General features: G+C 64.4%; 20 protein-coding genes. 7 read left to right on the top strand and 13 right to left on the bottom strand.

Annotation, left to right across the window (positions count from 1 at the left end; translation table 11 throughout):
- Position 1: 1 nt before the first annotated feature.
- From tolR to NR187_RS03165, 3 genes are all read right to left on the bottom strand, one after another.
- Positions 2–451 (bottom strand): protein TolR, encoded by a 450-nt coding sequence (gene tolR, locus NR187_RS03175; protein ID WP_211382209.1) that lies wholly within the window; start codon positions 449–451, stop codon positions 2–4.
- 43 nt (positions 452–494) lie between these two features.
- The gene (tolQ, locus tag NR187_RS03170) at positions 495–1,211 is read right to left on the bottom strand and encodes a protein TolQ (protein ID WP_018641591.1); all 717 of its coding nucleotides are present in this window, start codon (positions 1,209–1,211) and stop codon (positions 495–497) included.
- A 301-nt stretch (positions 1,212–1,512) separates the two neighbouring features.
- Positions 1,513–2,280: a serine acetyltransferase gene (locus NR187_RS03165; protein WP_256805685.1), complete on the bottom strand. Its 768-nt coding sequence runs from the start codon at positions 2,278–2,280 to the stop codon at positions 1,513–1,515.
- Positions 2,281–2,609: 329 nt separating this feature from the next.
- On the opposite strand from NR187_RS03165, the gene NR187_RS03160 reads away from it, so the two are divergent.
- The gene (locus NR187_RS03160; protein WP_211382207.1) at positions 2,610–3,773 is read left to right on the top strand and encodes an acyl-CoA desaturase; all 1,164 of its coding nucleotides are present in this window, start codon (positions 2,610–2,612) and stop codon (positions 3,771–3,773) included.
- A gap of 101 nt (positions 3,774–3,874) precedes the next feature.
- On the opposite strand, the gene NR187_RS03155 is transcribed toward NR187_RS03160, so the two are convergent.
- From NR187_RS03155 to NR187_RS03130, 6 genes are all read right to left on the bottom strand, one after another.
- Complete coding sequence (locus NR187_RS03155; RefSeq protein ID WP_211382206.1) at positions 3,875–4,132, bottom strand: hypothetical protein; 258 nt, start codon at positions 4,130–4,132, stop codon at positions 3,875–3,877.
- 273 nt (positions 4,133–4,405) lie between these two features.
- A complete protein-coding gene (locus tag NR187_RS03150) occupies positions 4,406–4,897 on the bottom strand; it encodes a DUF2852 domain-containing protein (RefSeq protein ID WP_256805684.1) in 492 nt (163 codons plus the stop codon).
- 121 nt (positions 4,898–5,018) lie between these two features.
- A complete protein-coding gene (locus tag NR187_RS03145; protein ID WP_211382204.1) occupies positions 5,019–5,759 on the bottom strand; it encodes a TetR/AcrR family transcriptional regulator in 741 nt (246 codons plus the stop codon).
- Between the two features lie 94 nt (positions 5,760–5,853).
- Positions 5,854–6,216, bottom strand: a complete 363-nt coding sequence (locus NR187_RS03140; RefSeq protein ID WP_211382203.1) for a hypothetical protein — start codon at positions 6,214–6,216, stop codon at positions 5,854–5,856.
- 58 nt (positions 6,217–6,274) lie between these two features.
- The gene (locus tag NR187_RS03135) at positions 6,275–6,679 is read right to left on the bottom strand and encodes a YciI family protein (protein WP_211382202.1); all 405 of its coding nucleotides are present in this window, start codon (positions 6,677–6,679) and stop codon (positions 6,275–6,277) included.
- Between the two features lie 167 nt (positions 6,680–6,846).
- Complete coding sequence (locus NR187_RS03130) at positions 6,847–7,209, bottom strand: nuclear transport factor 2 family protein (protein WP_211382201.1); 363 nt, start codon at positions 7,207–7,209, stop codon at positions 6,847–6,849.
- 327 nt (positions 7,210–7,536) lie between these two features.
- On the opposite strand from NR187_RS03130, the gene NR187_RS03125 reads away from it, so the two are divergent.
- From NR187_RS03125 to NR187_RS03105, 5 genes are all read left to right on the top strand, one after another.
- Positions 7,537–9,201 carry a PAS domain-containing methyl-accepting chemotaxis protein gene (locus tag NR187_RS03125; RefSeq protein WP_256805683.1) on the top strand — a complete coding sequence of 555 codons (1,665 nt, stop codon included), beginning with the start codon at positions 7,537–7,539 and terminating at the stop codon, positions 9,199–9,201.
- 189 nt (positions 9,202–9,390) lie between these two features.
- Positions 9,391–10,179 carry an SDR family NAD(P)-dependent oxidoreductase gene (locus NR187_RS03120; RefSeq protein WP_211382199.1) on the top strand — a complete coding sequence of 263 codons (789 nt, stop codon included), beginning with the start codon at positions 9,391–9,393 and terminating at the stop codon, positions 10,177–10,179.
- Between the two features lie 34 nt (positions 10,180–10,213).
- Positions 10,214–10,651, top strand: a complete 438-nt coding sequence (locus tag NR187_RS03115) for a hypothetical protein (RefSeq protein ID WP_211382198.1) — start codon at positions 10,214–10,216, stop codon at positions 10,649–10,651.
- 242 nt (positions 10,652–10,893) lie between these two features.
- Positions 10,894–11,283, top strand: coding sequence for a hypothetical protein (locus NR187_RS03110; RefSeq protein ID WP_256805681.1), 390 nt, complete (start codon positions 10,894–10,896; stop codon positions 11,281–11,283).
- Between the two features lie 426 nt (positions 11,284–11,709).
- Positions 11,710–12,063 (top strand): hypothetical protein, encoded by a 354-nt coding sequence (locus NR187_RS03105; RefSeq protein ID WP_256805680.1) that lies wholly within the window; start codon positions 11,710–11,712, stop codon positions 12,061–12,063.
- Between the two features lie 99 nt (positions 12,064–12,162).
- Here NR187_RS03105 and NR187_RS03100 read toward each other — a convergent pair whose 3' ends face one another.
- From NR187_RS03100 to NR187_RS03085, 4 genes are all read right to left on the bottom strand, one after another.
- Positions 12,163–12,576: a VOC family protein gene (locus NR187_RS03100; protein WP_211382197.1), complete on the bottom strand. Its 414-nt coding sequence runs from the start codon at positions 12,574–12,576 to the stop codon at positions 12,163–12,165.
- A 41-nt stretch (positions 12,577–12,617) separates the two neighbouring features.
- Positions 12,618–13,154 (bottom strand): SRPBCC family protein, encoded by a 537-nt coding sequence (locus tag NR187_RS03095; protein ID WP_211382196.1) that lies wholly within the window; start codon positions 13,152–13,154, stop codon positions 12,618–12,620.
- A gap of 176 nt (positions 13,155–13,330) precedes the next feature.
- Positions 13,331–14,632 (bottom strand): RNA polymerase sigma factor, encoded by a 1,302-nt coding sequence (locus NR187_RS03090; RefSeq protein ID WP_211382195.1) that lies wholly within the window; start codon positions 14,630–14,632, stop codon positions 13,331–13,333.
- Complete coding sequence (locus NR187_RS03085; RefSeq protein WP_211382194.1) at positions 14,629–14,997, bottom strand: YciI family protein; 369 nt, start codon at positions 14,995–14,997, stop codon at positions 14,629–14,631. The genes NR187_RS03090 and NR187_RS03085 overlap by 4 nt, the downstream gene beginning before the upstream one ends.
- A 144-nt stretch (positions 14,998–15,141) precedes the next feature.
- Here NR187_RS03085 and NR187_RS03080 point away from each other — a divergent pair, with 144 nt between their 5' ends.
- Complete coding sequence (locus NR187_RS03080) at positions 15,142–16,107, top strand: glyoxylate/hydroxypyruvate reductase A (protein WP_211382193.1); 966 nt, start codon at positions 15,142–15,144, stop codon at positions 16,105–16,107.
- Positions 16,108–16,130: the final 23 nt, after the last annotated feature.

Genomic DNA, 16,130 nt, shown 5'->3' with positions numbered 1-16,130 from the left:
CTTACCCCTGATCCGCTTCCGTAACGAGGGCGAGCTTCTTGAATCCCGCGCCGGACAACAGGCCCATGACCTTGGCCACCGTGCCGTAATCCGCCTTCTTGTCGGCACGCAGATAAATGCGCTCCTCGAGCCCGCCGCGCGCGTCGGTGATCGCCTTCAGCTTCGGGATCAGCTCGTTGATCGCGATCTCGGCATCGTTGATGAACACCTTGCCCTTGATATCGACCGACATCTGGATCGGCTTCTGGTCGTTGTTTTCGAGGCTCTTGGCCTGGGTCTGCGGCAGGTCGAGCGGCACTCCGACCGTCAACATCGGCGCCGACACCATGAAGATGATGAGCAGCACCAGCATCACGTCGACCATCGGCGTGACGTTGATCTCGGCCACGACCGGCTTGCGCCGGCCACGGCGCCCGCCGCCTCCGGACGAACTCGCGACGTTCATGCCCATGGTCTGGTGCCCAAATTGCCCTTCACACTATACATGCCGTCCGTCAGCCCCGCTCGTCGATCTGGCGCGACAGGATGGCTGAAAATTCATCGGCGAAACCTTCGAGCCGCTGGGCCTGCCGGTTCACCTCGGACGTGAACTTATTGTAGAAAATAGTGGCAGGAATGGCGGCGATAAGGCCGACGGCGGTCGCAAACAGCGCCTCGGCGATACCGGGGGCCACCACCGCCAGAGAGGTATTTTTCGACGCTGCGATCGACTGGAAGCTCGACATGATGCCCCAGACCGTGCCGAACAGGCCGACGAAGGGGCCGGCGGAGCCGACAGTGGCGAGCACCAGCAGACGCCGCTCCAGCCGCTCGACCTCCCGCGCGATCGAGACGTTCATCACCTTGTCGATGCGCATCTGAAGGCCTGCGACCGAGCGCGCATGGCTCTCGAACGAACGCTTCCACTCGCGCATCGCCGCGACGAAGCAGGCCGCCATCGAATGCGTCGGCTTGGCCGAGAGCGTACGATAGAGTTCCTCGATCGACTCGCCGGACCAAAACGCCTGCTCGAAGCGGTCCATCGAACGCCGGGTGCGGGCGAACAGAAAGATCTTGTCGATGGCGATCGCCCAGACCCAGACCGAGCAGGACAGAAGTCCCAGCATCACCGCTTTCACGATCCAGTGAGCCTGCCAGAACAGCGCGATCAGCGACACGTCCGCGGAAGCGGCAACCGGAAGGGCTGACTGAGCCACGTCGGCCGGATTCATAAGCGGTATCCTCTCAAGGCGATCGTACCTCATGTCCCGGCCAGCAAATGGCCGCCGGTTCCCCAACAGCCGCGCTACAAACCGGCGTGGCCGGCAAGCCCGCTCAAAGCCTTGTCTTTCTGGGGTGCAGGGCTCGTCCAAAGCCGGCCGCCTGCATTCCCTGCCAAGATGTCAAAACTATGGGCCTTGACCGCAGCTTTGGGCGCGATTGTCCGCAATTACCAGAGCCCGGCGATAGTTAATGCGGGGTTACCGCGGACGAATTTGGCTGGCGGAAAGGTAGGCAACGCAGGGAGTTGGGTCACTGCGCCGGGGCGGGCTCGGGGCAATTGGTTAGCCGCGCGGGAATACCGACCGCGGTGCAGCCGGCCGGCACGTCCGATGCCACGACCGTGCCGGCACCGATCTTGGCGAAATCGCCGATGCTGATATCGCCGAGAATGGCCGCACCGGCGCCGATATAGACGCCGCGGCCGATGCGGGGCGAGCGCGCCGGCATTTCGCTGCTGCGGCCGATGCTGACATTCTGGAGGACGGTGGTCCCCTCGCCGATGACCACGTTCGCGCCGATCACGATACCCGTGGCATGGTCGAGATAGACCGACGCGCCGATGCTGGCGGCGGGATGAATGCTGACCTGCAGCAAATTTGAAGACTCGTTCTGAAACAGCAGGGCGGCATCGACATGGCCGCGGTGCCAGAGCCAGTTCGAGACGCGCCAGGCTTGCAGCGCGACATAACCCTTGAAATGCAGCAGTGGCGGCAACAGCTCGGCGATGGCGGGATCGTGGATCGCGATCGCCTGCAAATCGCGGCCGGCTGTCTCGATCAGGTCCGGCGAGTCGCTGAAGGCATCGAGGGCGAAGGCCGTGAAGCGCGCTCGCTCCGCTGCAGAGCCGCCTAGTCTGCGCCCGATCAGATCGGCCAGTGCGGCAGCAAAATCGTCATGGACGAGGACTGTATCGGCGAGGGATCTGCCAAAGACAGGATCGGCCGCGATCGCACGTTGTGCCTCACCGCGAATCTTCTGCCAGAGACTCTCGTTCGCCGAGGTCGCAACCGCCGTCATCGCCGCCTCTTTCTTCTCGCGTCTCGAATATAGGCCGGGGGCCGTCCGCGCGCCACGCCGCGCCGGCGGCACGATTGGTACCCCCGAGCAACATGCCGCAGCCCCTCCGTGAGGCTACGAGCTTGCATGCCAGGCAGCCGGGACCATATAGTCCGGCGAACTTCAGGCCAGCTCTGCTTCGGCCGGGGATGTCCAGGCAAAACATCTCGTTCAAGCCCCCGCGATGGTCCGCCATCCGCGGGTTTTTCGTACCCGGCGGCCTTCGGCGCTGCCGCAACGAATTCCGGATCCCTCACCCAAGGTCATGCCAAGAAAGGTTACGCCAAGACATGTCGCCCAACGCGCCCGCCGACGACCAGCACGACGACGTCATGTACCCCTCCGCAATACCGTTCGTGCTGGTCCATCTCGGCTGCGTGGCGGCCGTCTGGACGGGCATCACGTGGCAGGCCGTCGCGATCTGCGTGTCACTGTATGGCGTGCGCATGTTTGCGATCGGAGCAGGCTACCACCGCTATTTCTCCCATCGGGCTTTTGCGACCAGCCGGGTGTTTCAGTTCATCCTGGCCTGCCTTGCGCAAAGCACCGCGCAGAAGAGCGTATTGTGGTGGGCGGCCAAGCATCGACACCATCATCTGCATTCCGATACCGAAATCGACGTGCATTCCCCACGACACCGCGGCTTCCTGTACAGCCATCTCGGCTGGATCTTTTATCGGGAGCACGACGGGACCGACCTCGTGAAGGTCGGCGACCTCGCGCGTTACCCGGAGCTGATGTGGCTGCATCGGCTCGAACTGCTGCCGGCGATCGTGCTCGCAGTGCTCTGCTTCCTGGTTGCGGGCTGGTCGGGCCTGGTCGTGGGCTTCCTGTGGAGCACGGTGCTGCTCTATCACGCGACTTTCTGCATCAATTCCCTCGCCCACGTGCATGGACGCAAGCGCTACGTGACCGGCGACGATTCCCGCAACAACTGGCTGCTGGCGTTGTTCACCCTGGGTGAGGGCTGGCACAACAATCACCACGCCTACCAGAGCAGCGTGCGACAAGGTTTTCGCTGGTGGGAAATCGACGTGACCTATTACATCCTGAAGGTCCTGTCCTGGTGTGGCGTCGTCTGGAACATGAAGGCGCCGCCCGAACAGGTGCTGCGCAACGAGCAGCCGCTCGGCGCACGCGTCATCAACCGGGCGGCGCGCGAGCTTGCCGCCCGGTTCGATGCTCAGAAACTCGCGCACGCGATTTCGTCGGCGCGGCGCCGGGCCGACCTCGCCCAAATGCAATTGCCGACGCTGCACGACATCCTCAATCGCGCGCATGAAGGCGTCGACGCGCTGACGCATCTGCATCTGCCGGCGATCCCGACCCGCGACGAGTTTCTCGCCGAGGCCAGGGCGATGTTCGCGCGGACGCGGTCACTCAACGAGATCGTGGACCATGCCTACGAACACTTTTTGACATCGGTTCGCGCGCAGCTCGCCACGGCGCGCTGAACCTCACGGCCGGGTCTGCCGGCGCAGGCTGAGCGCATAGAGCCAGCCGCCTGCCGCGACGAGGACGGGAAGGACGAAGAGCGCGAAATCGCGGAGCAGGATCATGGGGCAAGGTCCGGTGCCGCGAACGAGATGGCGCGCCTGAGCGCGAACGCAGCGAGCTGGTAGAGGGCGAGGCTGAGAAAAACCTTCCACGCGTTGCCGACCACAAGCTCCGGATAGAATTTGATCTCCGTCGGCCATCCGTTGAGGAACGCGATCGCGAGCGGCACCGATGCACCGTACCGGTCGAACAGCGCAGACGCGCGTTCGAGAAGAGCGATCCGCTGCCCGATCGGCTTGCGTCCGGCGTTCGTCATGGCATTACCCGTGGATGCGCGAGCAAAGCGCGCGCTCAGGGCTTAGTCGGGGCTCGAGCTGATCCGGTTCTATCGGCTCCCACTCCCCGTATGAGATCGTCGCGAGACCTGTACTTCCTCACCCGGATTGCATCTGCGATGCAATCCGACCTCTCCCCGCACGCGGAGCGAGGTGAAAAACCAAACCGCCCGCCTGCGGGATGCGCAGGCGGGCGGCTCGGGGCCATCAGGACTTTGGGGGCATGTGCCTGAAGGCTTTGAGAGGTCCCCGGATCAGCCTTGCTGCTGATCGGTCGGCGGCGGGGTCGGACGCGTCTTGTGCTGCGCCATGAACTGGTCGAACTCTTCCTTGTCCTTGGCGTGACGCAGGCGGTCGAGGAAGTTCTTGAACTCGACCTGCTCTTCCTCGAGCCGCTGCAGCGTCTCGGTGCGGTACTCGTCGAAGGCGCGGTTGCCGCTCGAGGGCGGGCCGAAACCAAAACCGAAGCCGTGGCGCTCCATGCGGCCGCGCATGCGGTCCATCTTGTACTGCATCCGCTCCATCTTGTTCTGCCAGCGATCCTGGTGGTTCCAGCAACCCATTTTTCTGCTCCCGAGTGTGAAAAAGAGAAGGGCGAGTCCGATCGGCCACCAGATGATGAAGCCGAGGATGGTCACGGCGATCCAGCCGGGATGCCATGGCGTGTCGAGCATGCGGGGACGCTCGTAGTATTGGTTTTGGTCCGAAGGGCCGCGCCAGCGATTGACATCAGCGGTGTAGGCCATTTCCCATCTCCATGACGGCAACAGTGCCGTTGTGAATGTAAATAACATTTACATAGCTAAATCATCCCGCGATTTTGTCAAGCCGGCCGCCCGACAGGGTCTCGGAATTATTTGCGCAACTTTATTTCGGCTTGCCCCAGGGACCGCCGGGCGGCACGCCGGAACCGGAGGATGCCTCCGGCGGCACCGGGGGCGGCTCGGCGCTCTTGGCCGGCGGACGGCGGTCGGTCGGGAAACCGAGACCGCGCAGATAGATCAGCACCTCGGCTTCGAGCAGCTCATCCGGCGACATCGGCAGCTTGCGCCGCGCAGCATCGCCGCGCGAGAACAGCGAGGCAACGCCGTGCGCCATCGACCAGATGTGCAGCGCCATCATCATCGCCGGCGGCCGCGGCGTGCCCGGCGGCGCCAGCGCCGCCAGGCGCTCGGCCGCGGCGCGAATGATGTTGAAAGCCCGCTCGCTGGCGGCCTGAAGCGCCGGATTGGCATCGACCGGAAGGCCGGATTCGAACATCGCATTGTAGAACGCGGGCTCCTCGCGTGCGAAGGCGAGATAGGCCCGGCCGACACGCTCGAACGCCGTGACGGTATCGGGCCGCCCGTCATCCCAGGCCGCGGTCAGGCGCGCCTCGAACTGCTCGAAACCGCGTTGCGCGATCGAGGACAGCAGCTCGTCGCGGTCGCGGAAATGCCGGTACGGGGCTGCCGCGCTGACGCCGGCCATGCGCGCGGCATCGGCAAATGTGAAGCCGGCTGCGCCCTTCTCGGCAATCAGCCCGAGGGCGGCCTGCAACAGGGCTTCCTTCAGATTGCCGTGGTGATAGCCGCGCTCGGCGCGGCGCTGCTCCTTGCGCCAGCTCATGTGAACGAGCTTTACATGAGCCGGGCGCGAAGGTCACTAGCGGCGACCGGGATGGTTAACCGTATTCTCCCGGTCCGGGGCGACGGCCGAAGTCCTAGCCGCCCGGGATCGGCAGGACCGGCATGATCTCGACGCGTTCGCCGGGGAAGATCGCGAAGTGCGGATGGTTCTCGAACATCTTCGCCGCGGCTTCATGGGACGCGGCGCGCACCACCGTGAAGGCGCCCATCTCGTTGGCGATGTCGGCGATGCCCTTGCCATCGACCTGCTTGGTCTTGCCGAGCGGACCTCCCATGGCCTGGATCGCGCCCTGGTGCTTTTCGACCCAGCCCTTCCAGCCCGCAATGCCCGCCTGCTCCTTCGCCTTGCGCTCGGCCTCGGGCATCGCGTTCCACGCGGCCCATTTGGGGCTGGTCTTGCTGCCGAGGAAAACGGCGAGATAGGTGTCGGTGCTCATCGGTTCTCTCCTTTGTTGATGGATTGACGAAGCCGCGATTTCTTCGCGACCGCTGTGGTTACCTCTTCAGATCGCCGAAACCGGCGGCGGCCTCCTGCAGGTCGGGCGGAAAGTCGCTCATCTCCTGCACCTGGCGGATCTCGATGATTTCGTTCGGCGAGGCCGGGCACTTCCTGGCCCAGGCAATCGCCTCGGCGCGCGAGGCAACCTCGATCATCCAATAGCCGCCCAAAACTTCCTTGGCATCAGTGAAGGGACCATCGGTCACGAGCGGCTCGCCGGCCGCAAACGAGACGCGCGCGCCCATCGACGGCGGATGCAGGCCGTCGAGCGTGATCAGCACGCCCGCGTCCTTCAGCACCTCGTTGTAGCGCATCATCGCCGCGACCCGCTCGGGATCGAGTTGAACGTCGGGCGGCGCGGTCTCGTAGCCGAGCGGGATCATCAGCATCATGAATCGCATGAGCATTCCTTGCTTGCTTTGTCGTCCGGGTTGCACGGCGAGGCGCCACTCCGGAAGGACGGGGAGCGACGGCCCGAGCCGCCTGCCCTCACCTCCAGCCCTCACTTGCAAGACGAACCAACCCTGACGGAACCGACAGGCTGTCGGGAATTATTTTGCGCCGGCCGCTAGCGCGACTGCGGCAGGAAGCGCCCATCCTGCCGGGCAGCGCCGAAATAGACTTCGATACGGCGAACCTTGCCGCCGGCGAAGCTGAAGAACTCCGTGTTGCGAAAGCTCCTGCCATCCGTCGCCAGACAGAGATAGGTGACAAAGGCCTCGTCGCCCCGGACGAAAATCCGCTCGATGTCGTGCCGCGCGATCCAGCCGGTGTCCTTCCAGCAGCGCCCGAAATAGGCCGCCTTGTCGAGGTCGTCGTCGAACGGGCTGGTGAAGCGAAAATCGTCCGCCAGTGCGTCGGCGACCCGTTGCCGGTCGTTGCCGAGATAGGCGGCGAAGAGGTCTCGAATCAGGCGCTCGGGGTCGGTCATCGATTTGTTCCGTGAGCAACATCGTCCTGAAGACGATCGAGGCGCGGCCGAGCCGACATCGCGCACGAGTATTCCGGGCACCGCGACGCGAAAAATATTGCGATCTGCTCCGTACAAATACTGCCCGGCCTATGAACTCCGCTGTGCACATGAATCCGGAATGCCTGCAACCAGAGCGACATGGCCGCGCACGTGGAACTACGGAACAGGCGCAAACTGCTGCAAGGGTTTACAATTGCTCAACACGCTCGTGCAACTTTTCTAAGCAGGCGCGACGGCGCGGCGACCCCGCCGCTTCGCTCCGAAGAACATTGCGCGGAGCATCACGTGTTCAATTTCCAAAGCAGCAAGACCCGACACGCGATCGCGGAAGTCGAAGCGCTCGATCGCTCGCAGGCCGTGATCGAATTCGGCCTCGACGGCACCATTCTCGATGCCAATGAAAATCTCCTCAGGATGAGCGGCTATACGCTCTCGGAGATCAAGGGCAAGCATCACAGCATCTTCGTCAGCCCGGCCGAACGCGAGAGCGCCCGCTATCGCGACTTCTGGGCCAGCCTGAACCGGGGCGAATTCCAGACCACGCAATACAAGCGCTTCGGCAAGAACGGCAAGGAGGTCTGGGTCCACGCCTCCTACGCGCCGCTGCGCGACCCGAGCGGCAAGGTGATCAGCTTCATCAAGTTCGCCACCGACATCACGGCGTACAAGGTCAAGACCATGGAGGATGCCGGCAAGATCGCCGCAGTCAACCGTGCGCAGGCCGTGATCGAATTCAAGATGGACGGCACCATCCTCACCGCCAACGAGAACTTCCTGGGCGCGATGGGCTATTCGCTCGACGAGATCCAGGGCAAGCACCACAGCATGTTCGTGACGCCCGAGGACCGCGCCAGCGCGGCCTATGCCGCGTTCTGGGCCAAGCTGAACCGCGGCGAGTTCGAGGCTGCCGAATACAAGCGGCTCGGCAAGGGCGGCAAGGAGATCTGGATCCTGGCGACCTACAACCCGATCCTCGACGAGACCGGCAAGCCGTTCAAGGTGGTCAAGTTCGCAACCGACGTCACAGCGCAGAAGATGAAGGCGGCCGACAATGACGGTCAGCTCGCCGCGATCCAGAAATCGCAGGCGGTGATCGAGTTCAACATGGACGGGACGATCCGCACCGCCAACGAGAACTTCCTCAAGGCGATGGGCTATTCGCTGGAGGAGATCAAGGGGCGGCACCACTCCATGTTCGTCGAGCCGGATGAGAAGAACGCGGCGTCCTACCGCCAGTTCTGGGAGACGCTCAACCGCGGCGAATACCAGGCCGCCGAATACAAGCGCATCGCCAAGGGCGGCCGCGAGATATGGATCCAGGCCTCCTACAATCCGATCCTCGACCTCAACGGCAGGCCGTACAAGGTGGTGAAATACGCCACCGACATCACCGCGCAGGCGATCGGCCGCAAGAAGGCCGACAATGCGCGCGGACTGATAGAGGCGGTCGCGGCCGGCAGCGAGCAGATGAGCGCCTCGATCCGCGAGATCTCCGAAACCATGGCGAAGTCGCGCGAGACCTCCAAGGTCGCGACCACCCGCGTCGAGGCCGCGGACGGCCAGGCGCAGCGGCTGAACACGGCGGCGCAGGCGATGAGCGGCATCGTCGAGATGATTTCCGGCATCACCGGCCAGATCAACCTGCTCGCGCTCAACGCCACGATCGAATCGGCGCGCGCGGGCGAGGCCGGCCGCGGCTTCGCGGTGGTCGCCTCCGAGGTGAAGAGCCTCGCCAACCAGGCCAAGCAGGCAACCGACACCATCACCTCCGAGATCGACGCGCTGAACACCATCTCCGGCGACGTGGCAAGCTCGCTCACCGCGATCAAGGTTGCGATCGCCGGCGTCAACGAGTTCATCGCCTCCACCGCCGCCGCGGTCGAGGAGCAGAGCATCGTGACCTCGGACATGTCGGCCAACATGCAGCGCGCCTCGGCGGAGCTGTCATAGGCAAGAACTGTGCACCCGCACTCGCCGTGCGCAGCACGGTGAGCCTCGCAGGGTGACGGACGTGGATCGTCCGCGCAGACGCATTCGCTCGAGGGGTATGATCTGGTCTTCCTCGCCGGCATGAAAGCGAAGTAAAAGGAAGGCGTGCTCACGCACGACCAGCCTTTTCGACACAGGACAGATCAGCCGATGCCGCAAGCCCCGCAAAAAATCGCCCTCGTCACCGGAGCCGCGCGCGGCATCGGGCTTGCGACCGCGAAGAAGTTCCTGGCCGAGGGCTGGCGCGTGGCGCTGCTCGACGTCGAGGGCGAGCTGCTCGGCCGCGCGGTCGCCGGGATCGGCCAGGCCGAGGCGACTCTGGCGATCACCTGCGACGTCTCCGACGCAGCGGCCGTGGGAGCTGCGATGGCCGCGGTCATGAGCCGCTTCGGCCGGCTCGATGCCCTCGTCAACAACGCCGGCGTCGCCGTGTTCGCGCCGGTGCTGGAGACCAGCGACGCCGATTGGAACAGGATCATGGCGGTCAACCTCACCGGCCCGTTCCTCTGCACCAAGGCGGCGGTGCCGCTGATGCGCGACGGCAATGGCGGCGCCATCGTCAACATCACCTCGATCTCGGCGGTGCGCGCCTCGACACTGCGTTCGGCCTACGGCACCAGCAAGGCGGGTCTCGCGCATCTCACCAAGCAGCTCGCGGTCGAGCTCGCCGCCCTCAACATCCGCGTCAATGCGGTCGCGCCGGGGCCGGTCGACACCGCGATGGCGAAGCAGGTACACACCCCCGAGATCCGCGCCGACTATCACGACGCCGTTCCGCTCAACCGCTACGGCCTGGAAGAGGAACTCGCTGAAGCGATCTTTTTCCTGTGCTCGGACCGATCGAGCTACATCACCGGCCAGATTTTGGCCGTCGATGGCGGCTTCGATGCGGCGGGCATCGGCCTGCCGACGTTGCGCGGGCAGCGCCGGAACGGATAGATTATTTGCAGGGATCAAGCTTGTGGAGTGCTCCATGCGACGCGTGTTCCTGCTCAAAGCCCTGACGCTCGCAGCGACCATCCTCGCCTCGGCACCGGCGTCAGCCGAAATCCGCATCATCCAGTCGCCGGGCGGACGGGTCGGACCATTCCTCGATTTGTTCGAGAAGGTGCGCGAGAGCGGCGAGCGCGTGGTGATCGACGGTCCCTGCCTCTCCGCCTGCACGCTGGTGCTGAGCATCGTGCCGGGTGAGCGCATCTGCGTCACGAAGCGGGCCGTGCTCGGCTTCCATGCAGCGCGCTCGGTCGACCGGCATGGACGCTTCTATGCCGAGCCGGAAGCATCCGACGCGGTGCTGGAAGCCTATCCCGGTCCGGTGCGCGACTGGATCAGCCGCCGCGGTGGCCTCTCGTCGCGGCTGCTTTTGTTGAAGGGGCGCGACCTCGCCGCAATCTATCCGCGCTGCCGGTGAGGATCAGGCGAGTCCGCGCAGCCTGACCATGTTGCATCCGCCGCTGTCCGACGATTAGGCAATCTCGCGATATTCCGGCTCTGCGGGTGCCAAATTCGCTCAAGCGCTTCGCAATGCCTGCCAAATTTATGCGGTTTCCGGCCTTTCCTGAATCTCTATGATGGTGCCGTCCAGATTGAGGCCGCTGCCGGATCGCGATGGCCGCGGGGCCGTCACAATCCCAGCAGTGGTCGCAGACTACGATGGCTCCGCATTTTCGGGATTACTCATTTTCAAACGGGTCGCAGGCTATGCAGCCCCTCGATTTCCACTACCGCCTCTCGGACCGGGGACGCATCGTCCTTGGCCAACTGAGCTCCGAAGAAACCGTCGAATTCGAATTGCTGTCGCGGCGCGACCGCGAGGGCCTGATGGATTTGGCGTCCGAGCTGCGACTGCTCGAGCTTTATGTGAAATATATCGGCTCGGGCGCAGAGGCCGGGGGCGCACCGACGGAGCCGGTCCGGCAAATCAGCGAGCCACCGCGACGGCAGCAACCGCCCGCGCGTACGGCTCAGCCGCGCAACTACATCGTCTCGATGATCGTGATCGCAAGTGTCAGCTTCACGCTCATCGCACTGCTCGTGAGCTAGCACGCAAGCGGGCTGGCAAGATTGCGCCGGTCTCGCGCCTGGTCAGGCCCTAATAGAGCCTCTGGATCGCCTGCGCCAATTCCAGACTCGCGCAGATGAGCATGCCCCAAAGTGCAAAATTGATTTGTAGCGCCGCCGCCATCGGTCGCTCCCTTCCAAGTTACGCCCACCCCAGTTTGTAGAATTTATGAAGAAATTATTAGCGATTCTGTCTCGGGGTTCACAGCCCAATATTGCGCCAGTTGTTGTGCGATGCGGTCCACATCATTTCACGAAGCGGCCGCACTGCTCTCGCAATGTGATGTCAGAGCAAGAATCATATTCAGCCATTCCGGCCACGCGTTTCCCTTAGGTTCCATTTAACGGTCACGATGCAAGTATCCGCATGCGGAGTTTGTGTGTCGCGTACCGCACCAGGGGTCCGCCATGATGCGACACGGCTTCATCTTGCTTACTTTTTGCGCAACGCTGATGGGATGCGCAGTCGCGTCTGCGCAGGAGCGCCGTCCGATTGCATGGGACGGCCTCGGTCAGGATCCGAATCGACCCTCTGTCACAAAGCGTCGTGTGGCGAGCCAAGCTCCTGTGGAACGTAATTCAAACCAGGAGCGGGAAAGAGTGCTCGGCACCTTGCGCCCGTACTCCGAGGCGTGGTGGGTGGTCCATGACGAGATCGAAGCGGAAAACGACAGGCAGCTCGGCACCAAGCTTGTGATCTGCCCTCGCTGCGTTCCGTCAGCCCCGTCACCGGGAATCGACGTAACCGGGTCGGTCCGCTGAGCGAGCACGCGGGCCGGATCCGCCGCACGTTACAAGTCTCCCTCTCCCGCAACGGCAAAGAGAGGGATGACCTGTTCGCGCGTCAGGCGATCGCGTCCGTCACATTCCCTCGGCGGGGCAGTTCACCATCCAGGGAATGCCGAACTTGTCGACGCACATGCCGAAGCCCTTGGCCCAGAACGTCTTGCTGAAGGGCATGGTGACGCTACCGCCATCGGCGAGCGCGTTGAACTTGCGCTCGCCTTCCGCGGGGTCCGCGACCGTCAGCGAGACCGAAAAGCCCTGGGCTTTCTTAAAATGCTCGGGCGGCGCGTCCGAGGCCATCAGCACGCTGCCGCCGGGCAGCGACATACGCGCATGCATGATCGTCTTCTCGCGGCCGGGCGCGGCCGCCATGTCCGGCGGCGCCTCCGACGAACGCATCATCGCTTCGATCTTGCCGCCGAGAGCCTTGGCGTAATAATTGAACGCCGCTTCGCAGGTGTCCTGATAGAAAAGATAGGGATTGAGCATCGTTTCTCTCCTCTTCTTCGCTTCCTTGGGCCGTGAGGGTGCTACTTCTCGGTGAGCTTCTTCAGGCTGGCCAAGCCCGCCTCGAAATCCTTGCCGATCATGGTGTCCATATTGATGAACACCTGCATGACCTTGGACAGGATCGGGGCCGGGCCGGACATCGCCCACGTGACCAATGTGGCATCGCCTTGCGGCACAAAGGTGAACTCCGCGGTGTTGTGGCCTTCGAAGGGACGCTCGAAATCGAGCTTGATCCGAAGCCTTGACGACGCACTGGCCTCGAGGATCTCCATATGACCGGAGCCGACGTTGTTGTTGCCGTCCCACGCATAGGTCGCGCCCTTTCCTTCCGCAGTTCCGCCGAAGCTGCGCTTCATCGCGGGATCGCGGCCCTCATAGGGTGACCAGGCCGTCCAGCGATGGAAATCGGCAACCAGGGGATAGATCGCATTGGCCGGCGCCTTCACGGCGAGGCTGCGCTCGACGCGGAATGTGTCGGGCTTCGTCAAGGCAAAGACGAGTACGCTCACGATTCCGGCCGCGAGCAGGATGGCGATGATGGCAATGGCTTTCAGCATGAATGGCTCCCTGGATACGGGCTTAGGACGAAGAGAGCCGGTTGCGCCCGACAAGACGAAATGAATAATTTTGAAGACCGTCATGGCCGGGCTTGTCCCGGCCATCAACGTTCCCGGTGCCGGCGGAGGGCATGGATGCGCGGGACAAGCCGGGCATGACGGCGGAGACGGTATGCCTACTTCGCCTTCGCGCCCTGCCTGGCGCCGCCATTGGCGCCCTTCGGCTGGCTGTCCCGGATCAGGCGATCGAGATGCATGCGGATGTGGGCAGCTTCCGCGGACGTGTTGGCGAGAGCGATGGCGCGGTCGAAGGCGACGCGGGCTTCGTCGCTGCGGCCGAGCTGCATCAGAAAGGCGCCGCGCACGCCGTAGAAATGGAAGTAGCTGGCGAGTTTCGGCGCCAGCGGCTCGATCAGGTCGAGCGCGGCTTGCGGTCCGCGCACCTTGGAGACCGCGACCGCGCGGTTGAGCGTCACCACCGGCGAGGGCTGCACCACCTCCAGCGCACCATAGAGCAGGTCGATCTGGGCCCAGTCGGTTTCCTCCGGCGTTGCTGCGCGCGCATGCAGCGCGGCGATCGCAGCCTGGATCTGGTAGGGCCCGCTGCGGCGGTGGCGCATCGCCTTGTCGATCAGCGCGAGGCCTTCCGCGATCATGGTGCCGTTCCACAGCGAACGGTCCTGGTCGTCCAGCAGGATCAGCGTGCCGTCCGCGGCAAAGCGCGCGGCGCTGCGGGCATGCTGCAGCAGGATGAGCGCGGTGAGCCCCATGATCTCCGGCTCGCTCTGGAACAGCCGCAGCAGCAGCCGCGCCAGCCGGATCGCCTCCTCGCAGAGCGGCTTTCTGATTTCTGCGGTGTCGCCGCTGGCCGAATAACCCTCGTTGAAGATCAGGTAGATCATCGCGGCGACACCGGCGAGCCGCTCGGAGCGCTCGACCGCGCCCGGCGTCTCGAACGGCGTCCCGGCCTCCGCGACCTTCGCCTTGGCGCGCGTGATGCGCTGCTCCATCGCCGCGTCCGAAACCAGGAAGGCGCGCGCGATCTGCTTCACGGTGAGACCGGAGACGATGCGCAGCGCCAGCGCGATCTGCTGCGTCGCCGGCAGACCTGGATGGCAGCAGATGAACATCAGCCGCAGGATGTCGTCGCGGTAATGCGAGCCGTCGAGCCTTTCGGCGAGCGCACCTTCGGCATCGTCGAGGTCGGAGATGGCCTGGTCGTCCTCCGGCAACGGCGTCTGCTTGCGGGCGCGGCGCACCTCGTCGATCGCGACGTTGCGGCCGACAAGGATCAGCCAGGCCGCGGGATCGCGCGGCGGCCCGTTCTGCGGCCAGGTCTTCAGCGCGCGCAGGCAGGCGTTCTGGAAGGCCTCTTCGGCGGTGTCGAGATCGCGGAAATAACGGAGCAGCGCGCCTACCGCCTGCGGTCGCGCCGAGGTCAGCGCGGTCTCGATCCAGGCGGTGTCGGCCTCGCTCACGTGAGATTTCCTCCGGGCCTGAACACGCCGACGGGGCGCACCTCATAGGCGCCGCCGGGATTGGCCGAGCCGAGGTCGCGCGCAACGTCGAGCGCCTCGTCGAGGCTCTTGCAGTCGACGATGTAGAAGCCGAGCAACTGCTCCTTGGTCTCCGCATAGGGCCCGTCGAGCACCAGCGGCGGGTCCTCCTTGCGCAGCGTCGCCGCGGCCGTGGTCGGCAGCAGCCGCGCCACCGGACCGAGCCTGCCCTGCTTGGCGAGACCTTCCTGCACCACGGCGAGCTTCTTCATTACGGCTTCATCCTGGTCCTTGCTCCAGGAGCCGACGAAGTCTTCATCGTGATAGCAAAGGATCGCGTAAAGCATGGGCAGTACCTTCCCCGAACTCTTGTTTTGAAGACGATCCAATATGCCCCGCCCCGACAGGGCTGCGGAAAAAATTTGCAAGAAAAATCCGGCAGATCGTGCCAAGGAGGGCCTTCTTGAGCGGAACCCGGCGAGGCACTTCGAATGACCAAAGGCACACTGGCCGTCCTGATCAACAGCACGCAGCAGAACTGGCTGCCCGAGCGCTGGAAGGCCCGGTTCGATGCCGTCTGCGGCGGCCGCCGCGTGGTGCTGCTGCCGGATGCCGGGCTCGATCCGGCCGAGGTGCACTACGCCGCGGTGTGGAAACCGGTGCCGGGCGACCTCGGCGCATTCCCCAATCTGCGCGCGATCTTCAATCTTGGCGCCGGCGTCGATGCGCTGATGGCGGACATGAGCCTTCCCGGTGTGCCGCTGGTGCGCGTCGCCGTCCCCGATCTGACCAACCGCATGACAGAATACGTCGTGCTACACGTGCTGATGCACCACCGCCAGGAGCTTTATCTGCGTGACTCGCAGCGCGCGAAGCGCTGGGAGCCGCAATATCAGTGGCCGGCGAGCGCTGTGACGGTCGGTGTGATGGGACTGGGCACGCTGGGCGCCGATGCGGCCGACGTGCTGCGCCGGCTCGGCTTCCGCGTCGCCGGCTGGAGCCGCAGCCCGCGGACGATCGAAGGCGTCGAGTGCTTTCATGGCACGGCCGGAATGGATGCGTTCCTGCGCAAGACCGACATCCTCGTCAGCCTGCTGCCGCTGACGCCCGATACGCACAGCATCCTCAACCGCGACGTCTTCACCAAGCTCAACCGCAAGAGCCCGCTCGGCGCGCCCGTGCTGATCAATGCCGGCCGCGGGGGCCTGCAGAACGAGGCCGACATCCTGGCCTGCCTCGACGACGGTACGCTGGGCGCCGCCTCACTCGACGTCTTCGTGCAGGAGCCGCAGCCAAAGGAAAGCCGGTTCTGGACCCATCCGAAGGTGCTGCTGACCCCGCACAACGCCGCCGACACTGATGCGGACGCAATCTCGGCCTATGTCGCCGAGCAGATCGCCCGGTTCGAGGCGGGCGGGACGCTGGAGAACGTCGTGGACCGGACGCGGGGGTATTAGGGCTCGCCGGCGATGCGGCCTTG

This window comes from Bradyrhizobium sp. Bra64, from assembly GCF_024519875.1.
Classification (GTDB): domain Bacteria; phylum Pseudomonadota; class Alphaproteobacteria; order Rhizobiales; family Xanthobacteraceae; genus Bradyrhizobium; species Bradyrhizobium japonicum_G.
Note: the sequence above shows the minus strand (reverse complement) of the source record. Positions and strands in the feature narration are given on the sequence as shown.

Bases quoted from the DNA above. Each gene is read 5' to 3' on its own strand.
- NR187_RS03150 (WP_256805684.1), bottom strand. From the start codon at position 4,897: ATGGCCTACACCGCTGATGTCAATCGCTGGCGCGGCCCTTCGGACCAA.
- NR187_RS03145 (WP_211382204.1), bottom strand. From the start codon at position 5,759: ATGAGCTGGCGCAAGGAGCAGCGCCGCGCCGAGCGCGGCTATCACCAC.
- NR187_RS03095 (WP_211382196.1), bottom strand. From the start codon at position 13,154: ATGCTGAAAGCCATTGCCATCATCGCCATCCTGCTCGCGGCCGGAATC.
- NR187_RS03115 (WP_211382198.1), top strand. From the start codon at position 10,214: ATGCGACGCGTGTTCCTGCTCAAAGCCCTGACGCTCGCAGCGACCATC.
- NR187_RS03080 (WP_211382193.1), top strand. From the start codon at position 15,142: ATGACCAAAGGCACACTGGCCGTCCTGATCAACAGCACGCAGCAGAAC.
- tolR (WP_211382209.1), bottom strand. From the start codon at position 451: ATGGGCATGAACGTCGCGAGTTCGTCCGGAGGCGGCGGGCGCCGTGGC.
- NR187_RS03120 (WP_211382199.1), top strand. From the start codon at position 9,391: ATGCCGCAAGCCCCGCAAAAAATCGCCCTCGTCACCGGAGCCGCGCGC.
- tolQ (WP_018641591.1), bottom strand. From the start codon at position 1,211: ATGAATCCGGCCGACGTGGCTCAGTCAGCCCTTCCGGTTGCCGCTTCC.
- NR187_RS03110 (WP_256805681.1), top strand. From the start codon at position 10,894: ATGGCTCCGCATTTTCGGGATTACTCATTTTCAAACGGGTCGCAGGCT.
- NR187_RS03100 (WP_211382197.1), bottom strand. From the start codon at position 12,576: ATGCTCAATCCCTATCTTTTCTATCAGGACACCTGCGAAGCGGCGTTC.
- NR187_RS03160 (WP_211382207.1), top strand. From the start codon at position 2,610: ATGTCGCCCAACGCGCCCGCCGACGACCAGCACGACGACGTCATGTAC.
- NR187_RS03135 (WP_211382202.1), bottom strand. From the start codon at position 6,679: ATGCGATTCATGATGCTGATGATCCCGCTCGGCTACGAGACCGCGCCG.
- NR187_RS03140 (WP_211382203.1), bottom strand. From the start codon at position 6,216: ATGAGCACCGACACCTATCTCGCCGTTTTCCTCGGCAGCAAGACCAGC.
- NR187_RS03165 (WP_256805685.1), bottom strand. From the start codon at position 2,280: ATGACGGCGGTTGCGACCTCGGCGAACGAGAGTCTCTGGCAGAAGATT.
- NR187_RS03085 (WP_211382194.1), bottom strand. From the start codon at position 14,997: ATGCTTTACGCGATCCTTTGCTATCACGATGAAGACTTCGTCGGCTCC.
- NR187_RS03130 (WP_211382201.1), bottom strand. From the start codon at position 7,209: ATGACCGACCCCGAGCGCCTGATTCGAGACCTCTTCGCCGCCTATCTC.
- NR187_RS03105 (WP_256805680.1), top strand. From the start codon at position 11,710: ATGATGCGACACGGCTTCATCTTGCTTACTTTTTGCGCAACGCTGATG.
- NR187_RS03155 (WP_211382206.1), bottom strand. From the start codon at position 4,132: ATGACGAACGCCGGACGCAAGCCGATCGGGCAGCGGATCGCTCTTCTC.